The organism is Pseudomonas sp. P20 (assembly GCF_016463925.1).
GTDB classification, from domain to species: domain Bacteria; phylum Pseudomonadota; class Gammaproteobacteria; order Pseudomonadales; family Pseudomonadaceae; genus Pseudomonas; species Pseudomonas aeruginosa.
On the sequence record NZ_JAEMVM010000030.1, the window covers coordinates 71,738 to 94,268 of the forward strand.

Annotated in this window: 18 protein-coding genes; 13 read left to right on the forward strand and 5 right to left on the reverse strand. The window is 66.6% G+C overall.

Going from position 1 to position 22,531, the window contains the following annotated elements; all coding sequences use genetic code 11:
- Positions 1-193: 193 nt before the first annotated feature.
- On the reverse strand, positions 194-823 hold the full coding sequence (locus JHD77_RS27865; protein ID WP_031755832.1) for a response regulator transcription factor: 630 nt from the start codon (positions 821-823) through the stop codon (positions 194-196).
- A 281-nt stretch (positions 824-1,104) separates the two neighbouring features.
- On the opposite strand from JHD77_RS27865, the gene rocR reads away from it, so the two are divergent.
- From rocR to JHD77_RS27900, 7 genes are all read left to right on the forward strand, one after another.
- A complete protein-coding gene (gene rocR / locus JHD77_RS27870; RefSeq protein WP_003106013.1) occupies positions 1,105-2,283 on the forward strand; it encodes a two-component system response regulator cyclic di-GMP-specific phosphodiesterase RocR in 1,179 nt (392 codons plus the stop codon).
- Between the two features lie 101 nt (positions 2,284-2,384).
- A complete protein-coding gene (locus JHD77_RS27875) occupies positions 2,385-6,023 on the forward strand; it encodes a transporter substrate-binding domain-containing protein (protein WP_191519403.1) in 3,639 nt (1,212 codons plus the stop codon).
- Between the two features lie 214 nt (positions 6,024-6,237).
- A complete protein-coding gene (locus tag JHD77_RS27880; protein WP_049950139.1) occupies positions 6,238-6,828 on the forward strand; it encodes a GNAT family N-acetyltransferase in 591 nt (196 codons plus the stop codon).
- 26 nt (positions 6,829-6,854) lie between these two features.
- Positions 6,855-7,433, forward strand: a complete 579-nt coding sequence (locus JHD77_RS27885; RefSeq protein ID WP_031755838.1) for a GNAT family N-acetyltransferase — start codon at positions 6,855-6,857, stop codon at positions 7,431-7,433.
- Positions 7,434-7,435: 2 nt separating this feature from the next.
- The gene (locus JHD77_RS27890; protein ID WP_009313394.1) at positions 7,436-9,031 is read left to right on the forward strand and encodes a SagB/ThcOx family dehydrogenase; all 1,596 of its coding nucleotides are present in this window, start codon (positions 7,436-7,438) and stop codon (positions 9,029-9,031) included.
- 33 nt (positions 9,032-9,064) lie between these two features.
- Complete coding sequence (tesB, locus tag JHD77_RS27895; RefSeq protein ID WP_003093084.1) at positions 9,065-9,934, forward strand: acyl-CoA thioesterase II; 870 nt, start codon at positions 9,065-9,067, stop codon at positions 9,932-9,934.
- Positions 9,931-10,527 carry an HAD family hydrolase gene (locus tag JHD77_RS27900; RefSeq protein WP_003107576.1) on the forward strand — a complete coding sequence of 199 codons (597 nt, stop codon included), beginning with the start codon at positions 9,931-9,933 and terminating at the stop codon, positions 10,525-10,527. Before tesB ends, JHD77_RS27900 begins: the two co-directional genes overlap by 4 nt.
- Before the next feature lie 123 nt (positions 10,528-10,650).
- On the opposite strand, the gene JHD77_RS27905 is transcribed toward JHD77_RS27900, so the two are convergent.
- Positions 10,651-10,977 (reverse strand): HU family DNA-binding protein, encoded by a 327-nt coding sequence (locus tag JHD77_RS27905; RefSeq protein WP_223198316.1) that lies wholly within the window; start codon positions 10,975-10,977, stop codon positions 10,651-10,653.
- A 324-nt stretch (positions 10,978-11,301) separates the two neighbouring features.
- Between JHD77_RS27905 and JHD77_RS27910 the strand changes: the two genes are divergently transcribed.
- The 6 genes from JHD77_RS27910 (at position 11,302) to JHD77_RS27935 (ending at position 18,243) form a co-directional block, all read left to right on the forward strand.
- Complete coding sequence (locus JHD77_RS27910) at positions 11,302-12,222, forward strand: acyl-CoA dehydrogenase family protein (RefSeq protein ID WP_003122033.1); 921 nt, start codon at positions 11,302-11,304, stop codon at positions 12,220-12,222.
- A 204-nt stretch (positions 12,223-12,426) separates the two neighbouring features.
- On the forward strand, positions 12,427-13,440 hold the full coding sequence (tauA, locus tag JHD77_RS27915; RefSeq protein WP_003114314.1) for a taurine ABC transporter substrate-binding protein: 1,014 nt from the start codon (positions 12,427-12,429) through the stop codon (positions 13,438-13,440).
- Positions 13,441-13,504: 64 nt separating this feature from the next.
- Positions 13,505-14,296 (forward strand): taurine ABC transporter ATP-binding protein, encoded by a 792-nt coding sequence (locus JHD77_RS27920; RefSeq protein WP_015649523.1) that lies wholly within the window; start codon positions 13,505-13,507, stop codon positions 14,294-14,296.
- Complete coding sequence (locus JHD77_RS27925) at positions 14,286-15,104, forward strand: ABC transporter permease subunit (protein WP_003114312.1); 819 nt, start codon at positions 14,286-14,288, stop codon at positions 15,102-15,104. The genes JHD77_RS27920 and JHD77_RS27925 overlap by 11 nt, the downstream gene beginning before the upstream one ends.
- A 106-nt stretch (positions 15,105-15,210) precedes the next feature.
- Positions 15,211-16,044, forward strand: a complete 834-nt coding sequence (gene tauD / locus JHD77_RS27930; RefSeq protein ID WP_003114311.1) for a taurine dioxygenase — start codon at positions 15,211-15,213, stop codon at positions 16,042-16,044.
- 162 nt (positions 16,045-16,206) lie between these two features.
- Complete coding sequence (locus JHD77_RS27935; protein ID WP_003114310.1) at positions 16,207-18,243, forward strand: OPT family oligopeptide transporter; 2,037 nt, start codon at positions 16,207-16,209, stop codon at positions 18,241-18,243.
- A gap of 107 nt (positions 18,244-18,350) precedes the next feature.
- Here the strand turns inward: JHD77_RS27935 and betT are convergent, their stop codons facing one another.
- From betT to JHD77_RS27950, 3 genes are all read right to left on the reverse strand, one after another.
- Positions 18,351-20,312, reverse strand: coding sequence for a choline BCCT transporter BetT (gene betT / locus JHD77_RS27940; protein ID WP_016852485.1), 1,962 nt, complete (start codon positions 20,310-20,312; stop codon positions 18,351-18,353).
- A gap of 189 nt (positions 20,313-20,501) precedes the next feature.
- Entirely contained in the window at positions 20,502-21,476 is a 975-nt protein-coding gene (locus tag JHD77_RS27945) for a sigma 54-interacting transcriptional regulator (RefSeq protein ID WP_191519404.1), read from the reverse strand.
- Positions 21,477-21,650: 174 nt separating this feature from the next.
- Positions 21,651-22,430: a MetQ/NlpA family ABC transporter substrate-binding protein gene (locus JHD77_RS27950; RefSeq protein ID WP_003118275.1), complete on the reverse strand. Its 780-nt coding sequence runs from the start codon at positions 22,428-22,430 to the stop codon at positions 21,651-21,653.
- Between the last annotated feature and the right edge of the window lie 101 nt (positions 22,431-22,531).

Genomic DNA, 22,531 nt, shown 5'->3' on the forward strand with positions numbered 1-22,531 from the left:
CCTGGTCAGGAACTGATCAACCGTCGCAAGGCCAGGCACGATGCGCTGCGCGAAGCGTTTTTCGCACCTTATCCACAGGCGGTTCCACACGCTTTGTGGAAATCCGCCGACGCTCGTCGTGTGGCAGGAACGGCTTCCGGTCGCGCTTGCCCGAAGGTGCGCTAGGCCTTGGCTTCGACAGCCAAGCGCCAGGTCAGTGGATCAGCGAATTGCGCTTGGCGAACTCTGCGAGGTCGACCAGCGAACCCAGGCCGAGCTTCTGCAGCAGGCGGGTCTTGTAGGTGCTGACGGTCTTGTTGCTGAGGAACAGCTTCTCGCCGATGGCCTTGTTCGAATAGCCCATGGCGAGATGCTGGAGGACGATCATCTCGCGGTCGGAGAGCAGGCCGATAAGCTCGCTTTCGGAAATGCGCTCCGGCGGGGTGCCGAGGGTATCGAACGTGAGCGAAGGAAAGAACGTGTAGCCAGCGATCACGGCGTTCAGGGCGTTGATCAGGTTGTTCAGGTCTTCTTCCTTGTTGATGAACCCACGGGCGCCGACCTGGATACAGCGCTTGCAGAACGCCTCTGCGGATTGCGAAGTGAGTACCAGCACCTGGCTGCGCAGTTCCAGGGACTTGATCCGCGAGATCACGGTCAGGCCATCGAGTTTGGGAATGCCGATGTCGAGAATCACCACGTCCGGTTCGTGCTCCCGGACCAACTGGATGGCATCCACGCCATTGTCCGTCTCGGCCACCACCTGCAAACCATGCTTTTCCAGCAGGACGCGCACGGCGAGGCGGATGACGGGGTGGTCGTCGACGATCAGGACGGTATGCATAAATTCGATTTACCTTGAGGGACCGGGGCAGGGGCGGGATTCGATTTCCCGGGCGTTGCCGCCGGTGGTCATCCATGTTGGGCGCTAGGCCGAGATCGCCGTCCAGAATAGCCTGTTGAGGCGGGGCGATTCGGTTTTTCATGTGGAACCATGCTAATCCAACCGAACCTCCAAATCAGTAGGAAAATTCCCACAAAACATGGGGACTTGTCCCATAGGTCTAGTAAGGGAAACACAGCAGTATATCGCCGGTATTTCCTGGAAACCCTGTGTGGACCGTGATGAATGATTTGAATGTTCTGGTGTTGGAGGATGAGCCTTTTCAGCGCCTGGTAGCCGTCACAGCCCTGAAGAAAGTGGTGCCCGGATCGATCCTCGAGGCGGCGGACGGCAAGGAGGCGGTGGCGATCCTGGAGTCCTGCGGACACGTCGACATCGCCATCTGCGACCTGCAGATGAGCGGCATGGACGGCCTGGCGTTCCTTCGCCACGCAAGCCTGAGCGGCAAGGTCCATTCGGTGATCCTCAGCAGCGAGGTGGATCCCATCCTGCGCCAGGCCACCATTTCGATGATCGAGTGCCTGGGCCTCAATTTTCTCGGCGACCTCGGCAAGCCATTCAGCCTGGAGCGGATCACCGCCCTGTTGACCCGCTACAACGCTCGTCGCCAGGACCTGCCGCGACAGATCGAAGTCGCCGAGCTGCCCTCCGTGGCGGACGTGGTGCGCGGCCTCGACAACGGCGAGTTCGAAGCCTACTACCAGCCCAAGGTGGCCCTGGATGGCGGCGGCCTGATCGGCGCCGAGGTCCTGGCACGCTGGAACCACCCGCATCTCGGCGTATTGCCGCCGTCGCATTTCCTCTATGTGATGGAAACCTACAACCTGGTCGACAAGCTGTTCTGGCAACTGTTCAGCCAGGGTCTGGCGACGCGCAGGAAGCTGGCGCAGTTGGGGCAGCCGATCAACCTGGCGTTCAACGTCCATCCTTCGCAACTGGGTTCGCGTGCCCTGGCCGAGAACATCTCGGCGTTGCTGACCGAGTTCCACCTGCCGCCCAGTTCGGTGATGTTCGAGATCACCGAGACCGGGTTGATCAGCGCTCCTGCCAGCAGCCTGGAGAACCTCGTGCGTCTGCGGATCATGGGCTGCGGCCTGGCGATGGACGATTTCGGCGCCGGCTATTCGTCCCTCGACCGGCTCTGCGAGTTTCCCTTCAGCCAGATCAAGCTGGACAGAACCTTCGTCCAGAAGATGAAGACCCAGCCCAGGAGTTGCGCCGTCATCAGCAGTGTCGTGGCGTTGGCGCAGGCGCTGGGAATTTCCCTGGTGGTGGAAGGGGTGGAGAGCGACGAACAACGGGTACGCCTGATCGAACTCGGTTGCTCCATAGCCCAGGGCTACCTGTTCGCCCGGCCGATGCCGGAACAGCACTTTCTCGACTATTGCTCCGGATCCTGACGCCGCTGCCCTGGCCTCGGCTGCCTCTAGCCGAACGCCGGGCCTCGCGCCGGACGCGTTTCCTTTCCATACAACTGCCGGCCCTGCCGCACAGACCTTTCATGCGATCAAAACTATTCCTGCTGTTCTTCTGCCTGCTGCTGTCGGGCGGACGCCTGTTCGCCGTCGAAGCGCATCCGTCCCTGACGCTGTTCAGCCAGTTGCGCATCGAGCACGAGGACATGGCGATCGCCGAGGACGACTGGGCCTGGCTGCGCCACAAGGGTCACCTGAGGCTCGGCGCGGCGCTGGACGAGACCTCGCCCTTCAACGTCCGGCTCGACGACGAGAACTACGAAGGCATAACGGCGGACGTCGCCACGCTGGTCGGGCAGTTGCTCGGCATGCGCATCAAGGTCGTGAGCTTCGATACCCATGCGGATGCCGTGGCGGCGCTCGCTGCCGGAAAGATCGACCTGCTTGGCAGCCATTACAGCTCGGCGGGTGATTCCTCCCTGGTGCTCAGCCAACCCTATGCCCGTGATCGATTGGCGGTGTTCAAGCGGATGGGGGAAAAGCGCAACTCACCGGAGGATCTCGCCGGACTCAGCGTGGCGGTGGCCCGGGAGCATGTCGGGGAATTGCGCCAGCGTTTCCCGCGGGCGCGTTTCGTGGTCTTCGGCAGCCATGACGAGGCCGTTGCCGCGGTGGCTTTCGGACATACCGACCTGTATCTCGACGATGTGCTCAGCGCCTACCACCGGATCAATCGATCCTATTACGGCTACGTGAGGTTCGAGCGGTTTGCCGATGCCCGCCTGGAAGGGGGCTACGGCTTCCTCCTTCGTCGCGGCGACACGAACCTGTTGCGCGTCGTCAACTCGGCCATCGGCGCGATCAACCAGGACCGTCTCGAAAGCATCGCCAGGCGCTGGGTCGGCAGCGGTTCCCTGCCAACGGGCCAGCGTATCGCGCTGACGCCGCAGGAGAGTCGCTGGATCGCTCGCCACCCGGTGGTGCGGTTGGTCATCAACGACGACCTGGCGCCGCTGGCCTTCTTCAATTCCGACGAGACCTTCTCGGGCATCGCCTCCGACCTGCTGGACATGATTTCCCGCCGCACCGGCCTGCATTTCCAGGTCACGCCTCGCAGTGGCGGCTTCCCCGAGCAGATCGGCGTATTGGCCAGGAAGGAGGCGGACCTGGCGATCATGAGCCGCAGCAGCAAGCGCGAGGAAATGCTGCGTTTCACCCGCTCGTTCCTGTCCACCTCGTACGTCCTCGTCACCCGGGCGGACGACAAGGGACGCGCGGAGAGCCCCGGAAGCCTCGACGGCAAGCGCATAGCGATTCCCGCCGGCCATGTGGGCATGCAACAGGTGCGCGAGCGCTATCCGCAGGCCTCGATGGTGGAGGTCGGCGTCGCGCTGGATGCCATGAACCTGGTCTACGAAGGACGGGCCGACGCGGCGGTGGTGCCGCTGGTCACCGCTCGCTACTACATCGTCCGGTTGTTCCGCGAGAGGCTGGCGATCGCCGACCTGGTTCCCATCGGTGCGGCCACCGCCCACTTCGCCGTTCGCCGAGGCGACGCCGAACTCCAGTCGATTCTCGACAAGGCCTTGCTGAGCATCTCGCCGGACGACCTGAGCGATATCGTCAATCGCTGGCGCTCGCCGCCGGGAATGAGCGGCCAGACCTGGGTCGACTACATCCTGGTGATCACCGAGATCCTGGCGATCGCAGCGGCCTTGCTGCTGCTCTGCCTGGGCTGGGTCACTTATCAGCGCCGGCAGATCAGGGCGCGCGCGCGGGTCGAACAGGCGCTCAGCGACCAGTTGCGGTTCGTCGAGGCCCTGACCGACTGCATGCCCCCGCCGCTGTATGTGCGCGATGTCAACGGACGGATGCTGTCCTGCAACCGCAGCTACTTGCAGAGCGTCGGCCTGAGTTCCGAGGAGGTGATGAACCGCACCGTGCTCGAGCTGCCCATGGAAAACTTCGAGACCGCTCCGGAGTTCCATCGCAGCTACCTGATGGCCATGCGCGAGGGCAGGACCATCGAGGCGGTCTACCCGGTGGCGCTGGGCGGCCGGGAGCGCTGGATCGACCACTGGATCCAGCCGTTCCGCGATTCCAGCGGGACCATCCGCGGTGTCATCTGTGGCTGGCTGGACATCACCGAGCACCGCCAGTTGATCGATGAGCTGGAAGAGGCAAAGAATCTGGCCGACGAAGCGAGCCGGGCCAAGACCACCTTCCTGGCGACCATGAGCCACGAGATCCGCACGCCGATGAACGCGGTGATCGGTATCCTCGAACTGGCGCTCAAGCGTGCCGAGACCGGTCGGGTGGACCGTTTCAGCATCGAGATCGCCTATGCCTCGGCGAAGAGCCTGCTGGAGCTGATCGGCGATATTCTCGACATCGCCCGCATCGAGTCAGGTCGCCTCAGCCTGTCGCCGAAACGGGCCAACCTGCGCGAGCTGGTGGAATCGGTGGCACGGGTGTTCGAAGGCCTGGCCCGGCAAAAGCGCCTGAGCCTGGTGCTGGAGATCGATTCGAGTATCAACGGCGACGTACTGCTGGATGCCATGCGCTTCAAGCAGATCCTCTCCAACCTGGTCAGCAACGCGATCAAGTTCACCGACGAGGGATCGATCCGCATCCGCATCGATGGCCGCCAGGTGGAGCCGTCGCTGTTGCAGGTCAATCTCTGTGTGGAAGACACCGGCATCGGTATTTCCCTGGGCGACCAGCAGCAGTTGTTCCGGCCTTTCGCCCAGGTCAACCGCAACCTGCAGAACACCGAGGGCACCGGGCTCGGCCTGGTGATCTCGCGCTCGCTGTGCGAAATGATGGGAGGGCGCCTGGTGATGAGCAGCGAGCTGGGGCAGGGTACGCGGATCGACGTCGAGCTGCGCCTGCAGGTGCTGGAACCGATCGTCGAGAACGTGCGGGCGATCCCGCTCGGCAGTCGCCAGGCGCGGCGGTTGCAGGTGCTGGTGGTGGACGATCATGCGGTCAACCGGCAGATCCTCCATCAACAGCTGAGCTTCCTCGGTCATGACGTGGAGGAAGCGGAGAACGGCCTGAGCGCTCTCAACCTGTGGCATGGGCAACCGTTCGACATGGTCATCACCGACTGTCACATGCCGCTGATGAGCGGCTCCGACCTTGCCCGCTCGATCCGCCAGGAGGAGCGCGAGAATGGCGAGGAGCCGGTGGTCATCATCGGCCTCACCGCGGACGCCCAGCCGGAGGAGATCGAGCGCTGCATCCAGGCTGGAATGAACGAGTGCCTGATCAAGCCCATCGGCCTCGATGTCCTCGAGGAGCGCCTGCTGGCCCTGGGCTTCGCCGCCGACGAGCTGCCCGTCACCATCGATGCCGAACCCGTCGCCATACCGACGGCCCCCCGTCTCTACGACCTGGATTCCCTGCATGCGCTGACCGGCGGCGAGCCGACGATGCTCAGGCGGCTGCTCGACGAACTGCTGACCAGCAACCGCAAGGACCTGGAGACCCTCGAGGGACTGGTGCAACGCCAGGAGACCGGCGAACTGGCCGAGCTGGCGCATCGGATCAAGGGCGCGGCGAGGGTGGTGCGTGGCGAGCAACTGGTGGAAAGCTGCCGGCGCCTCGAGGATGCCTGCCTCAGCCCGAACGCCTCGTTCGCCTGGGTGGAAGAGTGCGCCGTTGGGGTGAAACTGGCGATCCTCGCCCTGGACGAAAGCCTGGTGGAAGAGTGCACGGATTGACGTGGCCCGCGCCCGTTGCCCGGGCGGTAAACCAATCGTCATCGCTTTGCCCGAGGATCGGGCATGTCCAGGCGCGGAAAAGACTACACTCCGGTTGGGGAGCCTTTTCCGCGGAGCCTGACCAAAGATCGGAATACCGCCCTCGCGGGCACCCCAGCCGATTCCTGCGGTCAGATAGTCCTTCTGGAGTGCGTTGAACGAAAGGAACCAAGCGATGGCCGACCTGACCAGCCTGAGCATCGAGCATCTTCGCTCGCCACGGCTGTATACCCACCGTCTGATCCTGCGGCCCTGGCTGGTGCAGGACCGGGCCAGGTTCGCCGAGCTGAATGCCGATCCACTGGTGATGGAGTTCTTTCCGTCCTGCCTGGATCGTGCCCAGAGCGACGCGTTGCTGCGCCGCATCGACGCGCACTTCGCCGAGCACGGTTTTGGCTGGTGGGCGCTGCAGGTCAAGGGCGGCGATCCTTTCATCGGCTACGTGGGGCTGGAGGTCGTGGACTTCGATGCGCCCTTCGTACCCGCGGTGGCCATCGGCTGGCGTCTCGCCGCCGAGCATTGGGCGGAGGGCTTCGCCCACGAGGCGGCCGAGGCGGCGCTGAGCTACGCCTTCGATACCCTTGGCCTGGACCAGGTGGTGGCTTTCACCGTATCGGCCAACGAGAACTCCCTGGGGCTGATGGAGCGCCTGGGGATGCATCGCGATCCCACCGACGACTTCGAGCATCCCGACCTGCCTCCCGGCCACCGCTTGCGGCATCATGTGCTGTACCGGTTGACGCGCGAGGACTGGCTTCGCAGATGAGTCGGCCGTTTCCGAAAAGGCCTCCCATGAACGCGAACCTTCCCCCTTCCGCCATTTCCGAACTGCATGGCCCGCGCCTGCTGCTGCGCGCCTGGCGCGACAGCGACCGCGAGGCGTTCGCCGAGATGTGCGCCGACCCGCAGGTAATGGAATTCTTCCCCAGTGTGCTCGACCGCGCGCAGAGCGACGCCTTGGTCGATCGCGTCCAGGCGCATTTTGCCGAGCGTGGCTACGGGCCCTGGGCCCTGGAGCTACCGGGCGAGGCGGCGTTCATCGGATTCACCGGCCTGTTCGACGTGACCATGGACGTGCACTTCGCCCCGACCGTGGAGATCGGCTGGCGCCTGGCGCCCGCCTACTGGGGCCGTGGATTCGCCCGCGAAGCGGCGGAAACCGCCTTGGACTTCGCCTTCGAGCGGCTGCGCCTGCCCGAGGTGGTGGCCTTCACCACGCCGCCCAACCGCCGCTCCTGGGGCTTGATGGAGCGCCTGGGCATGCGTCGCGAACCGGCCGAGGATTTCGACCACCCACTCCTGGCAGCGGATCACCCGATGCGCCGGCATATCCTCTATCGCGTCGACGCGGCCCGCTGGGCGGAGCGGTGAACATGGGCGACGGCGGCGGCGAGGTGCTCTCCTACCATCGCCTCAGCATGCATCGCCCGGAGCGCTACGCTCCCGGTCCCGGCGGACTGGACTGGGCGACCCAGCCGGCGCCGTTCCGCCAGTACCGGGGCTGCCGGCAAGTCGAACTGCTGCATCGGCCGCTGGAGGAGTCGCCACCCTACGACGGGGTGTTTTCCGGGCCGGCGGCCGCGCCCTCTCGGCTCGATCGCCGCAGCCTCTCGCAGATGCTCTACGACGGATTGGCTCTGTCGGCCTGGAAGGAGGCCGGCGGCACTCGCTGGGCGCTGCGGGTCAATCCGTCGAGCGGCAACCTGCATCCCACCGAAGCCTACCTGCTGCTTCCCGGCGGTACCCTGGAGCCGGCGCCGCTGCTCGCCCACTACCGTCCCGACAAGCATGCCCTGGAGGTGCGCGGCGAACTGCCGGCGCCGCTGGCTTCGCTGCTGGATGACTGCTTGCCGGCCGGCGGCTGCCTCCTGGCATTGACCAGCGTGCCCTGGCGCGAGGCCTGGAAATACGGTGAGCGAGCCTATCGCTACTGCCAGCATGACCTCGGCCACGCGCTGGCCTGCCTCTCGATCGCCGCGGCGATCCAGGGCTGGGAGATGCGCCTGCTGCGCGGCGTCGCCGAAAGCGCACTGGACGGCCTGTTCGGCCTTGACCGGGACGGCTTCGCCGAGTGCGAGAGCGTCGACGCACTGTTCTGGATCGGGCCGGCGCTCACGCAGGAGCCTTCCCTTTCGCCGCGCCTGTGCGAAGGGCTGGCGGCCCTGCCATTGGCCGGCGCACCGAACCGGCTGTCGCGGGAGTACCGGGACTGGCCGGAGTTGCAGCGGATACATGGGCTATGCCGGGCGCCGCGCCTGCCGGCACGCCCGTGGAGGGTCGCACCGGGCGAGCCCGGCAACGACAACCCCGGCCTGCCGCTGCGACCGCTGCTGCATCGGCGGCGTAGCGCGCAGCGCATGGACGGGCGCGCCGGCATCGATGTCGAACTGCTGCGGGCCTGGCTGCGCAGGCTGCTGCCGGAGCGCTCGCCGGTGCCTTTCGCGGTCACCGGCGAGGCCGCGCGGGTCGATCTACTGCTGTTCGTCCATCGCGTCCGGGGCCTGGTGCCGGGGTTGTACTGGCTGGATCGCAGCGGCCTGCGGCGGCCGCCGATGCGCGAGGACTTCCTCTGGCAGCGCGTCGATCCGGAGTTGCCGCTGTACCTGTTGCAGGAAGGCGATGCGCGCGCGCTGTCGGCGTATCTCTCCTGCCAGCAGGACATCGCCGGCGACGGCTGCGTCGCGCTCGCCATGCTCGCCCATCTCGGCGCGGCGCTCGAAGAAGGCCCCTGGTGCTATCCGCGGCTGTACTGGGAATGCGGGCAGCTCGGCCAGTTGCTCTACCTCGAGGCGGAGGCCGCTGGGCTGTCTGGGACGGGTATCGGCTGCTACTACGACCCCCTGGTGCATGAGCTGCTTGGACTAACGGATGAGTCCATGGCCAGTCTCTACCATTTCACCCTCGGCCGCGCGGTGTGGGACACTCGTCTTTGCAACATGCCCGCGTACCCGGCCTTGCGCCGCGACTAGCCCGTCGACAGCCCGAATTCGAGGAAACACCCCATGACCCAGATACTGGACAACCTGGTGGCTTTGCTGAGCCTGGAACCCATCGAGGAGAACCTGTTCCGGGGCATGAGCCAGGATCTCGGCTTCCGCCAGCTCTATGGCGGCCAGGTCCTGGGGCAGGCGCTGTCGGCGGCCAGCCAGACGGTGGAGGACGATCGCCACGTACACTCCATGCACGGCTACTTCCTGCGTCCCGGCGACGCCAGCATGCCGGTGGTGTACCAGGTGGACCGGGTGCGCGACGGCGGCAGCTTCAGCACCCGCCGGGTCACCGCGATCCAGAAAGGCCAGCCGATCTTCACCCTGAGCAGCTCCTTCCAGTACGACGAGGAAGGTTTCCACCACCAGATCGAGATGCCCGAGGTGGTTGGCCCGGATAATCTGCCTTCGGAACTGGAGCTGACCCGCCAGCGCGCCGAGCGGATTCCCGAGCGCATCCGCGACAAGCTGCTGTATCCGAAGCCCATCGAGATTCGTCCGGTCACCCAGCACGACCCCTACGACCCGCAGCCCGACGAACCGGTGAAGTACCTCTGGTTCCGTGCCGACGGCAAGCTGCCGGACGTCCCGGCGCTGCACAAGTACCTGCTGGCCTACGCCTCGGATTTCGGTTTCCTTACCACCTCGATGCAGCCCCATGCCGTTTCGGTGTGGCAGAAGACCATGCAGGTCGCCAGCCTCGACCACGCCCTGTGGTTCCACCGCGACCTGCGCGCGGACGAGTGGCTGCTCTACGCCATCGACAGCCCCTGGGCCGGCAACGCACGCGGTTTCGTGCGCGGCAGCATCTTCAACCAGAGCGGCCAGCTGGTCGCCTCGTCGAGCCAGGAAGGCCTGATCCGCAAGCGTGAGGACTGGGCGTGAGGCTGGCCGACATCCGCCACTGGGTGTTCGACATGGACGGCACCCTGACCCGGGCCGTGCACGACTTCCCGGCGATCCGCCGAGCGCTGGACATCCCCGAGCAGGACGACATCCTGCTGCACCTCGCCGCCCTGCCCGAGGCCGAGGCGGCGGCCAAGCACGCCTGGCTGCTCGAACACGAGCGCGCCCTGGCCGAGGCCGCGCGGCCGGCGCCGGGCGCACTGGAACTGGTGCGCGAGTTGCAGCGGCGCGGCGTGCGCCTGGGCATCCTGACCCGCAACGACCACCAGTTGGCGCTGATCACCCTCGAAGCGATCGGCCTGGGCGGCTGCTTCCCCACCGAGCACATCCTCGGGCGCGGCGAGGCGCGGCCCAAGCCGGACCCTGATGGCTTGCTGCGCATCGCCCGACGCTGGAACGTGACGCCGGCGGAGCTGGTGATGGTCGGCGACTACCGTTTCGACCTCGACTGCGGACGCGCCGCGGGTAGTCGCACGGTGCTGGTCAACCTGCCGGAAAACCCCTGGCCGGAGCTGGCCGACTGGCACGCTGCCGATTGCCATGCGTTGCTCGAGCAACTGCAAACGCCGTAGGAATATCCGGCGGAAAACCTCGAGGGCGGCAGCGCCAGCGGCTCCCCGAAAACGAAAAAAGCGCAGGAAGCCAGGCTCCTGCGCTTTTTTCCTGCGCATCCGTGCGGGATGCGGCGGCCGTTATCAGCCGTTGATCGCGTCGGTCAGTGCCTTGGCCGGAACGAACTTGGCTACACGCTTGGCAGCGATCTCGATCGCCTTGCCGGTCTGCGGGTTGCGGCCGGTGCGCGCGGGACGCTCGGAGACCTTCAGCTTGCCGATACCCGGCAGGGTGATTTCGCCATCGTTCTCCAGGGCGTCCTTGACGATCTCGGCGAGCTGGTCGAGCGCGCTGCGAACGGTGGTCTTCTGCGCGTCGATGGCTTCGGCGATGTCCTGGATCAGTTGGTCTTTGGTCAGTGCCATGGTGGTGTAGCTCCTTGGTAAAAGACTGCGCGAGGGGCCTCGCACAGAAACGGGCGTGATTTTAAACAGCTTGGCGCGAATAAGGTTCCCTTTTCTCCGCTTATTTGTTTCCTCGCACGACGCGCATGACAGAGCCGTTACAGAGGTTTTCGCGGCTGTCCGGAATGATGCCGGCGTCGGTTGCCCGACGCATCCTCATGGTTCTGCCAGGGGCGCATGCCTCCGGTTCTTAGTTAAGGATTATTGGTTATTTATAGGTTAGGGTTTCATCCATTAGGGTTATAAGCAGGACATCCCGTCCCTTTCCATCACCGGAGCCTGCTTACCTCGCGCCAACGCCTGGCCCTCGCTCCCCGTTCGAGGTGCCGCATGAGCGAAGCCCGGCTCCACTCGCCCGACCCCAGGAAACCGCGACCCATGGCCGGTTGGGCGGCAAGCCTGCGCGACAGTGGACTGCTGGCGCTGGCAGTGCCGCGCGTGTTCGCCGGCATGGAGCGGGACTGGGGGGAAATCTTCGCTGGCGTCCGCCACCTGGCCGAGCAGGAACTCGAGCTGGCACGGCGCCTGGCCCTGCATCATCTGCAGATCGCTTCCATTCGCCTGCTGGGTAGTCCTGAACAGCAGCGCCGCCTGTTGCCGGCCAGCGTCGAGCGCCGCTGGCTGTGGAGCGAGGCGGTCGATCTGCGGCGCGCCCAGCCCGAAGCGCAGGAGCACTGGCGGGGCGGTTTCCTGGTGGGTGGACGGGGTAGCGATTGCTTCGCCGTGGAAGACGTGGATCGCTTGCTGATCTCAGCCTGGCACGCGCCCTCCCGCGCTCACCTGATCGCTGTCGCCGAAACGGGACGGGCAGGCATCGACATCTCCGGCCTCGCCGATGGCTCGGGGCTGTTCTTGCCCGCCGGGCAGCGGCTGCATTACCAGCGGCTGCGGCTGCATCCCGAGGACATCCTGGTGCCGCCCGGCCTGCCGCCGACCCCGTGCGGGCAACTGCGCGAAGGCTTGACCCGATTGGCCCAGGCCAACCTCGACCTGGGCCAGGCTGCGCGGGTGCCGGGCGACGTGGCGGGGCAGGGAGAGGCGCCGCGTCTCCTCGCCCTCGCGCTGCGTCTTGTCGAACTGGCGGCGGAGTCCTTCCAGGCGGCATTCGCCCGCGGCGGCGCGCTGACATTCCGCGAAAGCGCGGCGGCGTCGCTGCTGGCGAGCGAGGCGGAGGCGGTGGCCCGCGCCGGGCTGCTCGCCTGCCTGCGCCGACAGGCCCTGGAAGCCCGTTTGCTGGGCGCGGCCCTGTAGGGACGGGGGCATGGAGCAAGGGCGGAAGGGCATCCGGGGGCGCATTCGCGCTCATAAACTAATTCCAAAATATTATTTATATCGCGTTTTTTATATCTGTAATCTGCATCGCACCGGACCACCGGACTCGCTGTCGCCACCCATTGCCCGTCCCTGGTCCGTTCTCCTCCGGAGCGCGGCACCGTTGCCTCCGAGGTTCGCCCGATGAAACGCCCGAATTCCCTGCACCGCCTGGTGGCAGCCCTGGCCTTTGCCAGCCTTTCTGTCGCCGCCCAGGCCGCCGACATCACGGTCGGCTACCAGACCGGCATCGACCCGACCAAGGTGCCCCAGGCCGATGGCCTGTACGAGAAAGCCATCGGCGAGAAGATCGACTGGCGCCGCTTCAACAGCGGTCCGGAAGTGATCGCCGCGCTCGCCTCCGGAGACCTGCAACTCGGCAACATCGGGTCCAGCCCACTGGCAGCGGCGACCTCGCGGAAGCTGCCGATCGTCGCCTTCATCGTTTCCGCGCAGATCAACGCCGCCGAGGCGCTGGTGGTGCGCAATGGAAGCGGGATCGGGAAACCCGAGGACCTGGTCGGCAAGACTATCGCTACCCCGTTCGTTTCAACCTCCCACTACAGCCTGCTCGGCGCCCTCAAGCACTGGCAGATCGATCCGTCCAAGGTGAAGATCGTCAACCTCAACCCGGCCGAGATCGCTGCCGCCTGGCGTCGCGGCGACATCGACGGGGCCTTCGTCTGGTCGCCGGCGCTGGGCGAGATCAAGAAAAGCGGCAAGGTCCTCACCGACGCCGCCGAAGTCGGCCAGTGGGGTGCGCCGACATTCGAGGTGTGGGTGGCGCGCAAGGACTTCGCCGAGAAGCATCCTGAAATCGTCGCCCGCTTCGCCCGCGTCAGCCTCGATTCCTTCGCCGACTACAACGCGCACAAGGCCGAATGGACCGCCGACTCCGAGCCGGTGAAGAAGATCGCCCGGCTGACCGGCGCCGATCCCAGGGACGTCCCCGAACTGCTGGCCGGCTCGACCTTCCCGGAAAGCCAGGCGCAACTGTCCGCCGACCTGCTCGGCGGCGGCACCGCCAAGGCTATCGCCGGCACTGCCGAATTCCTCAAGGAACAGAAGCGCGTGCCGGCCGTCCTCGGCGACTACTCGCCCTACGTCAGCGCCGACTTCGTGCGCCAGGCGGAGCAGGTCCAGGTTGGCCAGCGCTGAATTCCGCGACTCCGCTCCGGCCTGTCGAAGCGGAGGCTTTCTTACCCTACGGAGGGCAGAACACATGAGCCGTCTGACGGCCGAGGCGATCAGCCTCTCATTCGAACAGCGCGGCCAGCGCCGCGCCATCCTCCGCGATCTCAGCCTGGGCCTGGCCAAGGGCGAGTCGCTGGTGGTGCTGGGTCCTTCGGGCTGCGGCAAGTCGACACTGCTGAACATCCTCGCCGGTTTCCAGAAGCCGGACCAGGGACGCGTGCAGATCGACGGCCGGACACTCGAAGGGCCCGGCGGCGAGCGCGGCGTGGTGTTCCAGGACGACGCCCTGATGCCCTGGCTCAACGCCCTCGAAAACGTCGCCCTGGGCCTGCGCATCCGTGGCCTGGGCAAGGCCGAGCGCACCGCGCGGGCGCGCCAGGTCCTGCAACTGGTGGGCCTCCAGGAGTACGCCGAGCAGTCCGTCGCCCAGCTCTCCGGCGGCCAGCGGCAACGCCTCGGGCTGGCACGCGCGCTGGCGGTCGAGCCGGACTTCCTGCTGCTCGACGAGCCGTTCGGCGCGCTCGACGCGCTGACCCGCGAGCGCATGCAGGTGCTCCTGCTGGACCTGTGGAAGCAGACCGGCAAGGGCCTCTTCCTGATCACCCACAGCGTCGACGAAGCCCTGTTCCTGGCTACCGACCTGGTGGTGATGGACGGCCCGCCGGCGCGCATCGTCAAGCGCCTGCCGGTGGACTTCGCGCGGCGCTACGCCGCCGGCGAAACGGTGCGTTCGATCAAGGCCGATCCCGAGTTCGGCCGTTTGCGCCAGGCGTTGCTGGACGAATTCCTCGATGTCGCGGAGGCCGAACATGCCCACTGATACCCTCGGACTCGCCGTTGCCAATCCTGTCCCGCGCAAGCGCCGTCTGCCCGGCGACCGTCGGCGCTGGGCCGCCGGTGCCAGCGTGCTGGCCCTGGCCCTGCTGTGGTGGGCGGCGACCCGTTTCGGCTGGGTCGACGTGCTGTTCCTGCCGGCGCCCGAACAGCTCTTCGAAGCCCTGCAACGGCTATGGCAGGAGGGCTACCTCGATGCCAGCCTGCTGCAACACGTCGGCACCAGCCTGCTGCGGGTGCTCCTGGCGCTCGGCGCGGCGGTGCTGACGGCGATCCCGCTGGGCGTGCTGATGGGCCTCAATCCCTTGGCCGGAGCGGCCCTCGATCCGCTGGTGGAGTTCTACCGGCCGATCCCGCCGTTGGCCTACCTGCCGTTGATCGTCATCTGGTTCGGCATCGGCGAGCTGAGCAAGGTGCTGCTGATCTACCTGGCGCTGTTCGCGCCGCTGCTGATCGCTACCGCCGCTGGCGTGCGTCGCGTAGACCGATCGCGGGTGCAGGCGGTGCGCTGCCTGGGGGCCAGCCGCTGGCAGGTGGTGCGCTACGTGATCCTGCCGAGTGCCTTGCCGGAGGTCCTCACCGGCCTGCGCATCGCCCTCGGCGTCGGCTGGTCGACCCTGGTCGCCGCCGAGCTGATCGCGGCCAACCGCGGCCTCGGCTTCATGGTCCAGTCCGCCGCGCAATTCCTCGCCACCGACGTGGTGGTGGTCGGCATCCTGCTGATCGCCGCCATCGCCCTGGCCTTCGAACTGGGGCTGCGCTGGGTCCAGCGGCGCTTCGCCGCCTGGGGTTGAGCGCGAGAGTCCCGAGTCATTTCCGAACCGGCCTTCACTCACGCGGCGAAGGCCGGAGCGAGGGCGCGCAGGGCGCGCCCGCAACCTGCCCGACGAGTAGCACGACATGAGCCTGACCATCCAACCCATCAGCCCGGCCCTGGGCGCCATCGTTTCCGGCATCGACCTCGGCGCGCCGCTGGACGACACCGGCCAGCGGGCCATCGAGCAGGCCCTGCTCGAACACCAGGTGCTGTTCTTCCGCGACCAGTCGCTGGAACCCAGGAGCCAGGCGCGCTTCGCCGCCCGCTTCGGCGACCTGCACATCCATCCGATCTACCCCAGCGTGCCGGAGCAGCCGGAGGTCATCGTCCTCGACACCGCGGTCACCGACGTGCGCGACAATGCCATCTGGCACACCGACGTGACCTTCCTCGAGACCCCGGCGCTGGGAGCCGTGCTCGCCGCCAAGCAATTGCCGCCGTACGGCGGCGACACCCTCTGGGCGAGCAGCACGGCGGCCTACGAGGCGCTGTCGGCGCCGCTGCGGCGTCTGCTGGACGGCCTCACGGCGACCCACGACATCGGCAAGTCCTTCCCCCGCGAGCGCTTCGGCGTCACCGAGGCCGACCTGGCGCGCCTGGAGGAGGCCCGCCTGAAGAATCCGCCGCGCTCGCATCCGGTGGTGCGCACCCATCCGGTCACCGGGCGCAAGGGCCTGTTCGTCAGCGATGGCTTCACCACCCGCATCAACGAACTGGAGCCGGCCGAGAGCGATGCGCTGCTGAAGTTCCTCTTCGCCCATGCCACGCGACCTGAATTCACCGTGCGCTGGCGCTGGCAGGAAAACGACGTGGCGTTCTGGGACAACCGCGTGACGCAGCACTACGCGGTGGACGATTACCGGCCACAGCGGCGGGTCATGCATCGCGCCACCATCCTCGGCGACAAGCCCTTCTGACGACGCCGCGCGCGGGCTTCCTCCGGCGGCCCGCGCCGGCAACTGTCCGTTCCGCCAGCTTTTGCTCTCGAAAAGGTCGCCTCTGCGACATTCGCTGTCGTGTCCCGGCGTGCCGCTCTCGCCTAAGCTTGGCGGGTCCAATTGTTTCGAGAGTTTTCATCCATGCAAGAACGCATCCCGGATGAGCTGACCCTGCCAGAGCTCACCCTGCGTGGCCTGATCCTCGGTGCGCTGATCACCGTGGTCTTCACCGCCTCCAACGTCTACCTCGGTCTGAAGGTCGGCCTGACCTTCGCCTCGTCGATCCCGGCGGCGGTGATCTCGATGGCCGTCCTGCGCTACTTCTCCGGCGCCAACATCCTCGAGAACAACATGGTGCAGACCCAGGCCTCGGCGGCCGGCACTCTGTCCTCGATCATCTTCATCCTTCCCGGCCTGCTGATGATCGGCTACTGGAGTGGCTTCCCGTTCTGGCAGACCGCGGCGATCTGCTCCATCGGCGGCATTCTCGGGGTGCTCTATACCATTCCGCTGCGCCGGGTGATGGTGGTGCAGAGCGAACTGCCGTATCCGGAAGGGGTGGCGGCGGCGGAAATCCTCCGGGTCGGCAGCGACGGCGCCGAGGACGAGGAAGACGCCCGCGCGCCGCGTGCCGCCGGTAACGCGCCGGGGCTCTACGACATCCTCGGCGGCGGCCTGGTGGCGGCGCTGTTCAGCCTCTGGAGCAGCGGCTTCAAGGTTCTCGCCGAAGGCTTCAGCGTCTGGCTCAGTGCCGGGCAGGCGGCGTTCCGCCTTTCCACCGGTTTTTCCCTGGCGCTGGTCGGTGCCGGCTACCTGATGGGCATCACCGCCGGCATCGCGATCCTCATCGGCGTGGTGATCTCCTGGGGCGTCGCGGTGCCGCTGCTGACCGTCAACAGCGTGCCGGCCGACGGCCAGAGCCTGTCGGACCTGGCCACCCAACTGTGGAGTTCGCAGGTGCGCTTCCTCGGCGCCGGCACCATCGGCGTGGCCGCGCTGTGGACCCTGGCGACCCTGTTCAAGCCGATGGTACGGGGCGTCTGGGCCTCCCTCGGGGCAGTGCGCGGCAATAGCCAGGCGAACAGCCTGCGCACCGAGCTGGACATGCCGGCCAAGTGGATCCTGCTGATCGCCGGGATACTGCTGGTCTCGCTGTTCGTGGTCTTCAGCCACTTCCTCGGTGCCGCCGCGCCGGACATGGCCAGCCCGCAGTTCTGGAGCCTGGTGGCGGTATGCGTGGTGTTCGCCTTCTTCTTCGGCTTCCTGATCGCCGCCGCCTGCGGCTACATGGCCGGCCTGGTCGGTTCGTCGAGCAGTCCGATCTCGGGGATCGGAATCATCGCGGTCATCCTGGTGTCGTTGCTGATACTCGGCTTCGGCAGCATCGAGGGCGGCCTGCTGGACCGCCAGAACGGCAAGCTGGCGATCGCCCTGGCGCTGTTTACCACCTCGGTGGTGCTGGCCATCGCGGCGATCTCCAACGACAACCTGCAGGACCTCAAGACCGGCTACCTGGTCGGCGCCACGCCCTGGCGCCAGCAGGTCGCGCTGATCGTCGGCTGCATCGTCGGCGCGCTGGTGATCCCCCCGGTGCTGGAACTGCTCTACAGCGCCTACGGCTTCACCGGGGCCCTGCCGCGCGAGGGAATGGACCCCGGCCAGGCCCTGGCCGCGCCGCAGGCGACCCTGATGACGGCGATCGCCAGCGGGATTTTCCACGACGCGCTGAACTGGAACATGATCCTCATCGGCGTCGCCCTGGGCATCGCCCTGATCCTCGTCGACCTGCTCCTGCGCCGTACCGGCAAGGCCTGCCTGCCGGTGCTGGCGGTGGGCCTGGGGATCTACCTGCCGCCGACCATCGGCATGACCCTGGTGGTCGGTGCGCTGATTTCCTGGCTGCTGGAAAATGCCCTGAAGAAGCGTGCGGCGGCGGCCGGGGTCGACGAAGAGGCTTATGCCGAAGAGCCGAAGCGACGCGGCGTGCTGCTGGCTTCGGGGCTGATCGTCGGCGAGAGCCTGATGGGCATCCTGCTCGCCGGGGTGATCGGCGCCACCGGCGAGGACGCGCCGTTGGCGCTGGCCGGCGCCGGCTTCGCGGGCATCGCCCAGTGGCTGGGACTGGTGGTATTCGTCGCGATCTGCGTGCTGTTCTACCGGCGAGTGCTGGCGCGCTGAGGGATTCGCAGCTGCACGGGGATGGGATGTTGCCGCTAGCGTCATTCCCCGCGGTCAGGGACGGAGGATGAGGGAAGGGGCGCCCTGCGCGCCCCCTTTTCCTGCGCTCAACGCACCAGGTGCAGGAACTGCAGGTGCCGCTCGTACTGGTCGAGCATGTCGTTGATGATCTGCTCCTTGGTGTAGCCCATCAGATCGTAGTCCTGGCTACCTTCGGCGAGATGCACCTCGGCGCGGAAGTAGCGGCGGTTCTTCAGGTGCAGGCCGCCCATGCCGGCACGCGCGAAGGACGGCGTGAAGTAGCCGCGCATCAGCACCTGGTAGAGGAACCGATGCTGCTCGCCATGACCGATCTCCAGGCTCAGCGAGGCGTTGCCCGGGTCGAGCTGGGCGTCCACCGCCAGGCCCTTCTCGCGGAACACCTCGGAAACCTCGCTGATCGCCGGGCGCACCACGTCGTTCATGAAGCGGTACACCTCGTCCCGCGAGGGGAAGTGCACGGCCTGCGACAGGCGTCGCTTCCAGCCGCCGGAGCGCTTGCCGTTGCCGCTCATCAGCGGCGCCAGGGAGTGGCTCCGCGCCCGCTGGCGCTGCGACTCCATGTAGAAGGCCTTGTGCAGGCCCCACATCATCAATAGCAGGATCAGCGAGAAGGGCAGGGAGGTCAGCACTACCGCCGACTTCAGCGCGTCGATGCTGCCGGCGAACAGCAGCCCGCCGGTGACCAGCGCGGTGACCGAGCCCCAGAACACCCGCAGCCACTTCGGTCCGTCGTCGTCGGCGCTGCCGCCGTGGGCGGAGAGGGTGGAGAGGACCACGGTGCCGGAGTCCGCCGAGGTGACGAAGAAGACGAAGCTGACCAGCACCGTGACGGTGATCACCGCGCGGCTCCAGGGGTAGTTCTGGAGCATCTGGTAGAGGGCCATCGACGGCTGCTCGATGGCCACCCGGCCGAGTTCGCTGGCGCCGCCGAGGGCCTGCTCCAGGGCGCTGTTGCCGAAGATCGACATCCACGCCAGGGTGAAGCCGAGCGGGATGAACAGCACGCCGAAGACGAATTCGCGGATCGTCCGGCCGCGCGAGATGCGCGCGATGAACAGGCCGACGAAGGGCGCCCAGGCGATCCACCAGGCCCAGTAGAACACCGTCCATGAGCCCAGCCAGTCGCTGGGGCCGCCGTAGGCGTAGAGGTCGAAGCTCTTGCCCGGCAGGTGGCCGAGGTAGTCGCCGACGTTCTGCACCAGGGTGTTGAGCAGGTGCTGGGTCGGACCGGCGAACAGCACGAACAGCAACAGGCTGCAAGCCAGCAGCATGTTGATGTCGGAGAGGATGCGGATGCCCTTGTCGACCCCGGAGACCGCCACCGAGATCGCCGCGCCCATCATCAGCACGATGAGCACCATCTGCACCGCATGGGTATGCGGTATGGCGTACAGGTAGTCCAGCCCGGAATTGAGCTGGAGCACGCCGAAGCCCATGTCGGCGCCGAGGCCGAACACCGTGGCGATGATGCCGAAGCAGTCCACCGTGTAGCCGATCGGCCCGTTGATACGCTTGCCGATCAACGGGTAGAGCGCCGAACGCAGGGCCAGCGGCAGGTTGTGGCGGTAGGCGAAGTAGGCCAGCGCCATCGCCACCAGGGCGAATACGCCCCAGCCGTGCAGGCCCCAGTGCAGGAACAGCAGTTCCATGGCCTGCCGCGCGGCTTCCTGGGTACCGGCCTCGCCTTGCGGCGGCTGGAGGAAGTGGGTCAGCGGTTCGGATACGCAGAAGAAGAACAGGGTGATGCTGATGCCGGCGGCGAACAGCATGCCGGCCCAGGACAGGTAGCTGAATTCCGGCTCGTCGTGGTCGGCACCGAGCTTGATCTTGCCGTAGCCGGAAAGCGCGGTGACCACCACGAAGATCAGGTACAGCGTCATCGCCAGCAGGTAGTACCAGCCGACGGTCTGCGAGGCCCAGGTCTGCGCGGCCAGCAGCCATTCGCCGGCGCGCTGGGGGAAGCCGATGACCACTGCGGCGAACAGCAGGATCAGGATCGCCGCACCGTAGAACACCGGGGGATTCATGCGGATGGGCGTGGGGGTGGAGGGGGTGGCGGAGGGCGATTGTGCGTCAGTCAAAACAGGCTGGTCTCCTCGTCCTTAATTTGATCAAGCGTTCAATATAAACACGATCAAGGGCCCGGGAGCCAATCCTTCGGACGTATGGAAGCCTTCGGCGCCGCGCTTTTCCCGCACGTTCGCCGAAGGATTCCTTCAGTTCGCCGCCAGTCCCAAGCGCCGCCTTCCCGCCTCCTCGTCGCCGCCTGCCTGCTCGGTGGCCAGTTGCAGGAGCAGGGCCTGTATCTGCTCCAGCGACGGCGCTCCGGCTTGGCCGAGCAGGCGCCGCAGACCGGCCAGCGATGGGTCTGGCGTTGCCCCGCCAAAATTCAGATGCTGCGGCAGGATTTCTTCCTTGTCGCTGACCAGCAGGGCGAAGTGGACGACGTTTTCCAGCTCGCGGATGTTGCCTGGCCAGGGATAGCTCTCGAGGATCCGCTGGGTTTCCACGCCGATGGCCGGCACCGGCAGGTCCAGGCGCTGGGCATAGACGCCGACGAAGTATTCCGCCAGCGGCAGGATGTCTCCCGGACGTTCGCGCAATGGCGGCAGGCTCAGGCGGCCGTCGTGCAGGTATTGTTGCAGGCCGGCCAGGAACTTGCCGGCGCGCACCGCCTGGTCCAGGTCGACGCTGGTGGCGGTGACCAGGCGCACGTCATGGGGAATCGGCTGCTGCGCGCCGACCCGCAGCACCTCGCGTTCCTCCAGCGTCTGTAGCAGCCTGGCCTGCAGCGTCAGCGGCAGGTCGGCGATCTCGTCCAGGTACAGGGTGCCGCCATTGGCCGAACCGAACCAGCCGGCGCGGCTGCCGACCGGGCCGTTATGGGCGCCGGGAGCGTAGCCGAACAGCTCGGCTTCGGCATGGTTGCGACTGAGGGCGCTGCAACTGACCGCAACTAACAGACCGGCGCGTTCGCTGTGGCGGTGGATCTGCCTGGCGAGCAGCTCCTTGCCGGTGCCGGTCTCGCCTTCGATCAGCACCGGCTGGCCCTGTGGCGCGAGGCGCTCGAGTTCTTCGCGGACCCGGTGCGAGCGTGGGTCGAAGAACACCAGGGCCTTGGCGCGGATGCTCAGCGGACTGCGGTCGGCGTCGGGGAAGGTCAGCGGCGCGGGGCGTGGTTTCTCGCTCATGGGTAACTCCTTGGCGGCACGGGGCGCCTCCAGCGCCTGCGCCGTGACGACGGCCGGAACGGCTGCGGGCGGGGGCCGTTGCGGAAAAAGAAACGCCGGTGCAAGCCATGCGACACCGGCGTGAACAAGGGGCGCTGCAACGGCGCCCAGCGTGGGAGTCGGGACGGGCTGGGGTCAGAAGGCCGGGACCACCGCGCCGGCATATTTCTTCTCGATGAAGGCTTTCACTTCCGGGCTGGTCAGCGCGGCGGAAAGCTTCTTCAGGGCGTCGCTGTCCTTGTTGTCCGGACGCGCCACCAGGTAGTTCACATAGGGCGAGTCGCGGTCTTCCAGGACCAGCGCGTCCTTGGCCGGGTTGAGCTTGGCCTCCAGCGCGTAGTTGGTGTTGATCAGGTCCAGGTCGACCTGGTCCAGCACGCGCGGCAACAGGGCCGATTCGAGTTCCTTGAATTTCAGGTTCTTCGGGTTCTCGGCGATGTCCTTGGGCGTGGCCAGGGCGTTGTTCGGATCCTTCAACTTGAGCAGGCCGGCCTTCTGCAACAGCAGCAGGGCGCGCCCGCTGTTGCTGCCTTCGTTGGGGATGGCGACGGTGGCGCCGTCGGGCAGCTCGGCCAGCGACTTGTATTTCCTCGAATAACCACCGAAGGGCTCGACGTGTACGCCGACCACGGTGACCAGGTTGGTGCCCTTGCCTTTGTTGAAGTTCTCCAGGTACGGCAGGGTCTGGAAGTAGTTGGCGTCCAGGCGCTTCTCGGCGACCTGCACGTTGGGCTGCACGTAGTCGGTGAACACCTTGATCTGCAGGTCGACGCCTTCCTTCGCCAGGGTCGGCTTGATCAGCTCGAGGATTTCCGCGTGGGGGATCGGCGTGGCGGCGACGAGGAGCTTTTCCGCTGCGTTGGCGGAAACGCTGATGACGGAGGCCAGGGCAGTCAGCAGGAGCAGTTTTTTCATTCTTCGATCCTTGTAGGGCGATGTCCGCCGCTGCGTTCAGGGCGGTGAAGGAGGGGCGCCAACACGCGAGGGGCGGCTTGAAGGGGAGAGTAGCGACTCTT

Bases quoted from the DNA above. Each gene is read 5' to 3' on its own strand.
- JHD77_RS27865 (WP_031755832.1), bottom strand. From the start codon at position 823: ATGCATACCGTCCTGATCGTCGACGACCACCCCGTCATCCGCCTCGCC.
- rocR (WP_003106013.1), top strand. From the start codon at position 1,105: ATGAATGATTTGAATGTTCTGGTGTTGGAGGATGAGCCTTTTCAGCGC.
- JHD77_RS27875 (WP_191519403.1), top strand. From the start codon at position 2,385: ATGCGATCAAAACTATTCCTGCTGTTCTTCTGCCTGCTGCTGTCGGGC.
- JHD77_RS27880 (WP_049950139.1), top strand. From the start codon at position 6,238: ATGGCCGACCTGACCAGCCTGAGCATCGAGCATCTTCGCTCGCCACGG.
- JHD77_RS27885 (WP_031755838.1), top strand. From the start codon at position 6,855: ATGAACGCGAACCTTCCCCCTTCCGCCATTTCCGAACTGCATGGCCCG.
- JHD77_RS27890 (WP_009313394.1), top strand. From the start codon at position 7,436: ATGGGCGACGGCGGCGGCGAGGTGCTCTCCTACCATCGCCTCAGCATG.
- tesB (WP_003093084.1), top strand. From the start codon at position 9,065: ATGACCCAGATACTGGACAACCTGGTGGCTTTGCTGAGCCTGGAACCC.
- JHD77_RS27910 (WP_003122033.1), top strand. From the start codon at position 11,302: ATGAGCGAAGCCCGGCTCCACTCGCCCGACCCCAGGAAACCGCGACCC.
- tauA (WP_003114314.1), top strand. From the start codon at position 12,427: ATGAAACGCCCGAATTCCCTGCACCGCCTGGTGGCAGCCCTGGCCTTT.
- JHD77_RS27920 (WP_015649523.1), top strand. From the start codon at position 13,505: ATGAGCCGTCTGACGGCCGAGGCGATCAGCCTCTCATTCGAACAGCGC.
- JHD77_RS27925 (WP_003114312.1), top strand. From the start codon at position 14,286: ATGCCCACTGATACCCTCGGACTCGCCGTTGCCAATCCTGTCCCGCGC.
- tauD (WP_003114311.1), top strand. From the start codon at position 15,211: ATGAGCCTGACCATCCAACCCATCAGCCCGGCCCTGGGCGCCATCGTT.
- JHD77_RS27935 (WP_003114310.1), top strand. From the start codon at position 16,207: ATGCAAGAACGCATCCCGGATGAGCTGACCCTGCCAGAGCTCACCCTG.
- betT (WP_016852485.1), bottom strand. From the start codon at position 20,312: ATGAATCCCCCGGTGTTCTACGGTGCGGCGATCCTGATCCTGCTGTTC.
- JHD77_RS27945 (WP_191519404.1), bottom strand. From the start codon at position 21,476: ATGAGCGAGAAACCACGCCCCGCGCCGCTGACCTTCCCCGACGCCGAC.
- JHD77_RS27950 (WP_003118275.1), bottom strand. From the start codon at position 22,430: ATGAAAAAACTGCTCCTGCTGACTGCCCTGGCCTCCGTCATCAGCGTT.